The sequence below is a fragment of the Aeromonas sp. A35_P genome (genome assembly GCF_002259925.1).
Lineage (GTDB): Bacteria > Pseudomonadota > Gammaproteobacteria > Enterobacterales > Aeromonadaceae > Aeromonas > Aeromonas dhakensis.
Window position 1 is genome coordinate 1 of the sequence record NZ_NEVB01000216.1, and the last position, 9,641, is coordinate 9,641.

Here is a 9,641-nt window from a genome sequence, read left to right on the forward strand (position 1 = left end):
GCTCAAACAGGCTGTAGCCTTTCTGGAATTGGACTTTGCTTTTGGCCATGATCTCGCTCCTCGATAACCTGTGCATAAGATCAGTATAGTTCGGGGTGACTGCTAATCATGGGTAATCAGGTATCCCCTTGTCCAACCCGTTATCTGGGGCCGACAGCGGCCGTTATCATCCTGGCCGGCCTGATAATGGCGCTGGCCCCGCTCTTTATCAAACTGATAGCGCGCCGCGCCAAAGTGAGATCATTTTCAGCAATGAGGGAGACGTTTCCATTATTTAAATTCGGTGTTGATAGCCACTCTCATTGTCGAAACTGGTATCGGCTGTCGATGTTTTATTAATTGGAGGTGCCTCACGTTTTTATGGCTGAAAAATAAAAAGATCCGGCGCTGGCCTGATTGTTGCTCTTGTCAGTTTCAAGGGGCTTTTTATGCGTGGTTATGGATGGGCCCCATTTATTCACCCTGTCAATGAGCAGTGCCGCTGCAAGGAGATCAACATGGGCGATATTATGCGACCCGTTCCCTTCAAGAACCTTCTGGTCCGTATCTTCTCGGAATATAAAGCGAGTCAATCCATCTTCGGCATTCCCGCCGCGCAATTCTATCGCAAGCAGGACGAGCGCAAGATCAAGGTGTTCGGTGAAACCTGCGAAACTCCCATCGGCCCGGCAGCCGGTCCCCATACCCAGCTGGCCCAGAACATCGTCACCTCCTGGCTGACCGGCGGGCGCTTTATCGAGCTCAAGACGGTGCAGATCCTGGACCGTCTCGAACTGGAAAAACCCTGCATCGATGCCGAAGACGAATGCTTCAACACCGAGTGGTCTACCGAGTTCACCCTGCCCAAGGCGTTCGACGAGTACCTGAAGGCCTGGTTTGCCCTCTACCTGCTGGAAGAGGTGTTTGACCCGCGCCAGGGCGACGAGGCCAAGTCCTTCATCTTCAACATGAGCGTGGGTTACAACCTCGATGGCATCAAACAGCCGCCGATGCAGCAGTTCATTCACAGCCTGATGGATGCAAGCAGCAATCCGAAATTTGCCGAGTACCAGCAGGTGGTGCGAGACCTCGTGGCCGACGAGCAGTTTATCGCCGAGCTGGGGCTGGGGGCGCGGCGGGCTCGCCTGCAACAGCTGGTGGAGCGCATTCCGGCCGAGCTGGTGCACGGCGTTACCCTCTCTACCATGCACGGCTGCCCGCCCAACGAAATTGAGGCCATCTGTCGCTACATGCTGGAGGAGAAGGGTCTCAACACCTTCGTCAAACTGAACCCGACCCTGCTGGGCTACCCGCGGGTGCGCGAGATCCTCGATACCTGCGGCTTTGATTACATCGGTCTTAGCGAAGCGTCGTTCGATCACGACCTCAAGCTGGATCAGGCCAAGGCCATGCTGACCCGCTTGATGGCGCTGGGGGCCGAGAAGGGGCTCACCTTCGGGGTCAAGCTCACCAACACCCTCGGCACCATCAACCGCAAGGGGGCACTGCCCGGCGATGAGATGTACATGTCCGGCCGGGCGCTGTTCCCGCTCTCCATCAACGTGGCTGCCGTGCTGTCTCGTGCCTTCGATGGCAAGCTGCCCATCTCCTACTCGGGCGGTGCCAGCAAGTTCAATATTGCCGAGATCTTCGAGACCGGCATTCGTCCCATCACCATGGCCACCGACCTGCTCAAGCCGGGTGGTTACCTGCGCCAGATCGAGTGCCTCAAAGAGATAGATGCGTCGGACAGCTGGGGCATGCGTCAGGTGGATGTGGCCAAGCTGGAAGCCCTGGCCGCCAAGGCGCTCACCATGGATTACACCCAGAAGGAGTGGAAATCCGACGATCGCATCGAAGTGGGCGGCGGCCTGCCGCTGACCGACTGCTACGTGGCGCCCTGCGTCACCGCCTGCGCCGTGCATCAGGATATCCCCGAGTACATTCGCCTGATGGGCGAGGGAGAGTATGTGGCAGCCCTTGAGCTGATTTATCAGCGCAACGCCTTGCCTGCCATCACCGGCCATATCTGCGATCACCAGTGTCAGTACAACTGTACCCGTCTCGATTACGACAGCCCGCTCAATATCCGTGAGCTCAAGAAGGTCGCGCTGGAGCGCGGTTGGGAAGGGTACAAGGCACGCTGGCACAAACCGGCAGGCAGTGGTGACAAGCACCCGGTTGCGGTCATTGGCGCCGGCCCGGCCGGTCTCTCCGCCGGTTACTTCCTGGCCCGCGCCGGTCACCCGGTCACCGTGTTCGAGCGCGAAGCGGATGCCGGTGGTGTGGTCAAGCACATCATCCCCGAGTTCCGCATTCCGGCCGAGCTGATCCAGCACGACATCGACTTTGTCGCCGCTCACGGGGTCAAGTTCGAGTTCGGCTGCGAGCCGGCGCTCACCGTCGACAAGCTGCAGGAGCAGGGCTTTACCTATGTCTTCGTCGGGATCGGGGCCGACAAGAACGGCGGCATGCGCCTCGAAGGGGGTCATGATCGGGTCTACAAGTCTTTTAACTTCCTGCGCAGCTTCAATCAGGGCAAACCGCTGCCGCTGGGCCGCCATGTGGCGGTGATCGGTGCCGGCAACACCGCCATGGACTGCGCCCGCGCCGCCCTCAAGGTGCCCGGTGTCAGCGATGTGACCGTGATCTACCGTCGCAGCGAGAAAGAGATGCCCGCCTATCGCGAGGAGTATCTGGAAGCAGTAGAGGATGGGGTGCGTTTTTGCTTCCTCACCAATCCGGAGCGCTTTGACAAAGATGGCAAGCTTGTCGTGCGGATGATGGCGCTGGGGGAACCTGACGAACAGGGCCGCCGCCGTCCGGTACCCACCGATCAGACCGAAGTGATGCAGATGGATGCCCTGATCACCGCCATCGGCGAGCAGCCTGACTGCGAGGTATTGAAAGCGATGGGCATTCCCCTTGGCAGCGATGGCTGGCCCGAGGTGGATGGCCAGAGCGGCGAAACCAGCCGTCGCAACGTCTTCCTCATCGGTGACGTGCAAAGCGGCCCGTCCTCCATCGTCGGTGCCATCGGCGGTGCCCGCCGCGCCGCGGATCTGGTGCTGGCCCGCGAGCATATCGCCAGCCAGCAGCGTGACGTGACCACCCAGCCGTCGGGCAAGGATGAGATCTACCGCCGCAAGGGGAGCATCGCCGTCACCCTGGTGGACAAGGGCGAGCGCGATGCCTTCGTGGCGCAAGAGGCGCACCGTTGCCTCGAGTGCAACTACCTCTGCAGCAAGTGCGTGGATGTCTGCCCCAACCGGGCCAACGTCGCCATCGCGGTGCCGGGCTTCAAGGATCAGTTCCAGACATTGCACCTGGATGCCTACTGCAACGAGTGCGGCAACTGCGCCCAGTTCTGCCCCTGGCAGGGCAAGCCCTATCAGGACAAGGTCACCATCTTCAGCCTGCCCGAGGACTTCGACAACAGCCGCAACCCCGGTTTCTATCTGGCGGATGGTGGTGAGCTGCGGGTGCGTCAGGGCGGCGAGACCTATCGCCTGACCATAGACGCCCAGAGCCAGATCAAGGATGCACCTGCGGCCCTTGGCGACATGTGCCGGATCATCAGCCATGTCCACGCTCATCACCACTACCTGCTGGGGGCCGTCGTGGCCTGAGTGAACCACGAATAAGCGAAGGAGCAAACCATGTTTATTCTGAAAAACGTCACCGCCGTCCAGCTGGAGCCGACTCTGGTGCTGGAAGGGGTGGATATCGCCATCGAAGGATCGCTTATCAAAGCGGTGGGGCCCAATCTGCGGGCCCTCTACCCAGAGGCCACCTATCGGGAGATGGGTGGCAAGCTGGTGATGCCGGGCATCGTCTGCGCCCACAACCACTTCTACTCAGGCCTGTCGCGGGGGATCATGGCCAACATAGCCCCCTGCCCGGACTTTATCTCCACCCTGAAAAACCTCTGGTGGCGGCTCGATCGGGCGCTCGATGAGGAGTCCCTCTACTACAGCGGTCTCATCTGCTCGCTGGAGGCGATCAAGAGCGGCTGCAGTGCGGTGATCGACCATCACGCCTCGCCCAACTTCATCAAGGGCTCCCTGAACGTGCTGCGTAAAGGGTTTGTGGAGGCGGGCTTGCGCGGCATGACCTGCTTCGAGACCACGGATCGCAACGGCGGCCTCGCCGAGCTGCAGGCCGGGGTAGAGGAAAACATCCTGTTTGCGCAGGCCATTGATGCCGCCAAGGCCAAGGGGAGCGAGCCCTATCTGGTTGAAGCGCACATCGGTGCCCACGCCCCCTTCACCGTGCCTGACGAGGGGCTGGCCATGCTGCGCGAAGCGGTGCAAGTCACCGGTCGCGGGCTGCATATCCATGTGGCGGAAGATAGATACGACATGGCCCACGGCCACCACCACCATGGCAAGGAGCCCATCGCCCGGCTGGATGAGTTTGATCTTGTCGACAGCAAGACCCTGATCGCTCACGGCATCTACTTAAGCCCGGCCGACATCGAGCTGCTCAACAGCCGCGATGCCTTCCTGGTGCACAACGCCCGCTCCAACATGAACAACCACGTGGGCTACAACCTGCACCTGCCGGAATACCGCAATCTGGCGCTTGGCACCGATGGCATCGGCTCCGACATGCTCGAAGAGCTCAAGTTCGCCTACTTCAAACACAAGGATGCCGGCGGCGCCCTCTGGCCAGACAGCTTTGCCCGCTTCCTCTGGAACGGCAACACCTTGCTGGAGCGCAACTTCGGCGCCAAATTTGGCCGGCTGGAGCCGGGCTACAAGGCCGACCTCACCATCTGTGATTACGCCGCACCGACCCCGCTGGCGTCGCGCAACCTTGGTGGCCATCTCGCCTTTGGCATGGGCTCATCCTCGATCAACAGCGTGATGGTGGAGGGGCGCATGGTCTATCAGGATCGCGAGTTCGCCTTTGACGTCGAGCCCCTTTATGAGCAGGCCAGCAAGGTGGCGAGCCGCCTGTGGCAACGAATGGACGCGCTGGCCTGAGGCCACCCTCCGCACGTTTGGACTGGATTGCCCGCCCTGTGGATCTTCCCGGCGGCGGGCAGCAAGAGTAAGGACGACACATGATTGAGCAATTCTTCCGACCCGAGCAACTGGGTCAGGCTTTGGAACTCAAGGCCCGCTTCGGCAACGACGCCGTCTACATGGGGGGCGGCAGCAAGCTCAACGCCGCGCCGACCCGCACCGACAAGAAGGTCGCCATCTCGCTGGACAGGCTCGGACTTGGCCAGATTGAGCAGCAGCACGGCCAGCTCCACATCGGTGCCACCGTCACCCTGCAAGCCCTTAAAGACGACCCCCGTACCCCGGCCGCCCTGTGCGAGGCGCTGGGGTTTGTCTACTCCCGCCATGTGCGCAATCAGGCCACCATTGGCGGCGAAATTGCCTGCCAGCAGCAGGACTCCCCCTTGCTGCCGGTATTGCTGGTGCTCGAAGCGGTGGTGGTGTTGGAGAACAACCAGCTGCAACCCATCGATGCCTATCTGGCCGGCCAGCGCAAGGAGCTGGTGCTGGGGGTGGTGCTGCCGGAGCCTGAGCTGCGCTGCGCCACTCGCCGCATCAGCCGCAACGCCGACGGCCTCGCGGTGATGACAGCTGCGGTGGCCCTCGACGCCCTTGGCGAGATGCGGGTCGCCCTGGCGGGCGTCACGCCGCAGCCGATGCGTCTGCGGGATGTGGAGCGTCATGAGCTGCGGGATGCGGCGCTGGAGGCGGCGGTGAGCGCGCTGATTGCGCCGCGCGCGGATCTCGGTGGCAGCGTGGCCTACAAGCGCTATATCAGCGGCGTGGTGGTGGCGGATCTGCTGGTGGAGTGCCAGCAGCAGGAGGTACAGGCATGATGGAACTCAACTTTACCCTGAACGGTGCCCTGCGTACCGTCATCACCCCGGCTGGCGAGAATGCCCAGCGGGTGCTGTTCAATCAGTGCCGGATGCACTCGGTGCGCAACAGCGACGACGGTTTCGGCTTTGCCGGCTCCGACGCCATCCTCTTCAACGGCAAGGTGATCAACGCCTCCCTGCTGATCGCCGCCCAGCTGGAGGGGGCCGAGGTGCGCACCGCCGAGTCGCTGGGCAGCTGGAACCAGCTCAGCCTGGTGCAGCAGGCCATGGTGGATGTGGGGGTGGTGCAGTCGGGCTACAACGATCCGGCCGCAGCGCTCATCGTCACCGACCTGCTTGATCGCCACCCCAACCCCAGCCGTGATCAAATCGACGACGCGCTCTCGGGTCTGTTTCACCGGGACGGCGGCTACCAGCAGTTCTATCAGGCCATCGAGCTTGCCAGCTCGCGCCTCAAGGATCCCGATTACCTGTGCCAGATTGCCCCCGAGTTTCGTGATGACCTGCGCCATATCGGCAAGAGCTGCCCGAAAGTGGACGCCGCCAAGATGGTGCAGGCCAAGCCCTGCTACGTGGAGGATCGGGTCAGCGAGGATGCGCTGGTCATCAAGATGCTGCGCAGCCCCCATCCCCATGCGGTGATCACCAAACTCGACGTGAGCCGTGCCGAAGCCATGCCAGGCGTCGTGCACGTCATCACCCACCTCAACTGCCCGGATGTCTACTACACCCCGGGTGGCCAGAGTGCCCCCGAGCCGTCACCGCTCGATCGCCGCATGTTTGGCCGCAAGCTGCGTCACGTGGGGGATCGGGTGGCCGCCGTGGTGGCCGAGAGCGAAGCCATCGCATTGGCCGCGCTGAAACTCATCGACGTCGAGTATCAGGTGCTGCCGGCAGTCATGAGCATTGACGAGGCGATGGCCCCCAATGCACCGCTGGTGCACGACGAGCCCATCGTCTACATGGCCGGGGCGCCTGCGGATCTGGAGCAGCAGAACGCCTGCTCGGTGCGTCGCGGTGACGAACACATGATCATCAACTTCCCCATCGGTTCCCGTCCCCACGAGAACCTGGCCGCCAGCGTCCATGGCCAGATCGGCGACGTGGCCAAGGGCTTTGCCGAGGCGGACGAGATTGTCGAACGCACCTACGAGTCGACCCAGGCCCAGCAGTGCCCGACCGAGCCGCACATCTGCTTCACCTACATGGATGGGGATCGTCTGGTTATTCACGCATCCACTCAGGTGCCGTGGCACGTGCGCCGTCAGGTGGCACGCATCGTCGGCATGAAGCAGCATCAGGTGCATGTGATCAAGGAGCGGGTAGGGGGCGGCTTTGGCTCCAAGCAGGATATCCTGCTGGAAGAGGTGTGTGCCTGGGCGACCAGGGTCACCGGCCGTCCGGTCACCTTCCGCTACACCCGTGAAGAGGAGTTCATCAGCAACACCTCCCGCCACGTGGCCAAGGTGAAGGTGAAAGTGGGGGCCAAAAAAGATGGCACCATCACCGCCATCGAAATGGATTTTCGTGCCAACACCGGCCCTTACGGCAACCACTCATTGACGGTGCCGAGCAACGGCCCGGCGCTCTCCCTGCCGCTCTATCCGTGCGAGAACGTGCGCTTTACCGTCAACACCTACTACAGCAACATCTGCCCGACTGGTGCCTATCAGGGCTACGGTGCGCCCAAGGGCAACTTCGCGCTGACCATGGCGATTGCGGAACTTGCCGAGAAACTCGGCATCGATCAGCTGGACATGGTAGAGCACAACCGGGTGCACGAGGGGGACATCCTCAAGGTGCTGGGTGCCATCGGCGAGGGCAAGATGCCCACCTCGGTGCCCCATGCGGCCAGCTGTGCCCTCGAACCCATCCTCAAGCAGGGCCGCGAGCTGATTGCCTGGGACAGCCCCAAAACCGCCGACGGGGATTGGCGCATCGGCCGTGGCGTCGCCATCATCATGCAGAAATCGGGGATCCCGGACATCGATCAGGCCAACTGCATGGTCAAGCTGGAATCGGACGGCACCTTTATCGTCCACTCCGGTGGTGCCGATATCGGCACCGGCCTCGATACCGTGGTGGCCAAGCTGACCGCCGAAGTGCTGCATTGCCCGCTCGGGGATGTGCATGTCATCTCCGGTGACACCGACCACGCCCTGTTTGACAAGGGGGCCTACGCCTCGTCAGGCACCTGTTTCTCCGGCAACGCGGCCAAGAAGGCGGCCGAGAACCTCAAGGAGAGGATCCTGTTTCACGGCGCCGCCATGCTGGGCGAGCCGGTAGCCGATGTTGAGCTGGCGTTTCCGGGCCTGGTGCGCGGCAAGCTGGGGGAGGTGAGCCTCGCCAAGCTGGCCCACAAGGCCGAGACAGGTACCGGCTTCGGTATCCTGGTGGGCACCGCCAGCTACATCACCTCTGAGCTTGCCTTCCCGTATGGCGCCAACTTCGCCGAGGTGGCGGTCAATGTCAGAACCGGCCAAATCCGGCTCGACAAGTTCTACGCCCTGCTCGACTGCGGCACCCCCATCAATCCGGAGCTGGCGCTCGGCCAGATCTACGGCGCGACCATGCGGGCCATCGGCCACTCATTGACCGAGGAGATCTGCTACGACGGCAAGGGCATCCCGCTCACCCGGGATCTCAAGAGCTATGGCGCGCCCAAGATTGGCGACATTCCGCGCGATTTTCGGGCCTTCCTGGTACCGAGTGACGACAAGGTCGGCCCCTACGGCGCCAAGTCCATCTCGGAGATCGGGGTCAACGGCGCGGCGCCCGCCATCGCTACCGCCATCCACGACGCCTGCGGTGTCTGGCTGCGCAAGTGGCACTTCACGCCGGAGCAGATCCTGCGCGAGTTGGGCAAGTTGGAGCAACAAGCGTCGGCATAACAAAAGAAAAGGTGAGGGGCGGGCGCAGGCTCGCCCCCAGCACCTGACAGCGGAATGAGTACTCCGCCCATATTCTGTGTGATGGGACAATCAAGATGTCTAAAACAACACGCAAGCACTCGGATCTGATTTACGCGCTCGAAGACAAACCTCCCTTTTACCAAACCCTGATGGGGGCCGTGACCCACCTGCTGGCCATCTTCGTGCCCATGGTGACGCCGGCCCTCATCGTCGGCGGGGCCCTTGGCCTCTCCACCGAGACCACCGCCTACCTGGTCTCCATGGCGATGATCGCCTCCGGCATCGGCACCTGGCTGCAGGTGAACCGCTACGGCCCCATCGGCTCGGGGCTGCTCTCCATCCAGTCGGTCAACTTCTCCTTCGTCACCGTGATGATCGCGCTTGGCAGCGCCATGAAAAAAGATGGCCTGCACGAGGAGCTGATCGTCTCGACCCTGCTCGGGGTCTCCTTCGTCGGGGCCTTCCTGGTAATGGGCTCCTCCTTCGTGCTGCCCTACCTCAAGCGGGTGATCACCCCCACCGTGAGCGGGGTAGTGGTGCTGATGATTGGCCTGAGCCTCATCAAGGTGGGGATCATCGACTTTGGCGGTGGTTTCTCCGCCATGAGCAGCGGCACCTTCGGCAAATACGAGAACATCGGCCTGGGGCTGCTGGTGCTCTGCGTCATCGTCGCCTTCAACTGCAGCAAGAGCCCCTTGCTGCGCATGAGCGGCATCGCCATCGGCCTGCTGGTGGGCTATGCGGTGGCCCTGATGCTCGGCATGGTAGATTTCACCGCCCTTGAGAACCTGCCGCTCATCACTGTGCCCATTCCGTTCAAGTACGGTTTTTCCTTCGATCTGCACGCCTTCGTGCTGGCCGGCACCATCTATCTGTTGAGCGTGCTGGAGGCGGTGGGGGAC

At 62.1% G+C, this 9,641-nt stretch carries 5 protein-coding genes; all 5 read left to right on the forward strand.

The features are described from left to right. The first annotated feature begins 497 nt into the window (after positions 1 to 497). Complete coding sequence (ygfK, locus tag CAK78_RS16390; RefSeq protein WP_094697980.1) at positions 498 to 3,608, forward strand: putative selenate reductase subunit YgfK; 3,111 nt, start codon at positions 498 to 500, stop codon at positions 3,606 to 3,608. A gap of 30 nt (positions 3,609 to 3,638) precedes the next feature. Further along, complete coding sequence (gene ssnA, locus CAK78_RS16395) at positions 3,639 to 4,967, forward strand: putative aminohydrolase SsnA (protein ID WP_094697981.1); 1,329 nt, start codon at positions 3,639 to 3,641, stop codon at positions 4,965 to 4,967. A gap of 80 nt (positions 4,968 to 5,047) precedes the next feature. Then, positions 5,048 to 5,824, forward strand: coding sequence for a molybdopterin-dependent oxidoreductase FAD-binding subunit (gene ygfM, locus CAK78_RS16400; protein WP_094697982.1), 777 nt, complete (start codon positions 5,048 to 5,050; stop codon positions 5,822 to 5,824). Next, entirely contained in the window at positions 5,821 to 8,718 is a 2,898-nt protein-coding gene (locus CAK78_RS16405) for a molybdopterin-dependent oxidoreductase Mo/Fe-S-binding subunit (RefSeq protein ID WP_217900835.1), read from the forward strand. The genes ygfM and CAK78_RS16405 overlap by 4 nt, the downstream gene beginning before the upstream one ends. A 95-nt stretch (positions 8,719 to 8,813) precedes the next feature. Then, positions 8,814 to 9,641: uracil-xanthine permease family protein (locus CAK78_RS23165; protein ID WP_303396019.1), on the forward strand; the 828-nt coding region annotated here is incomplete at its 3' end.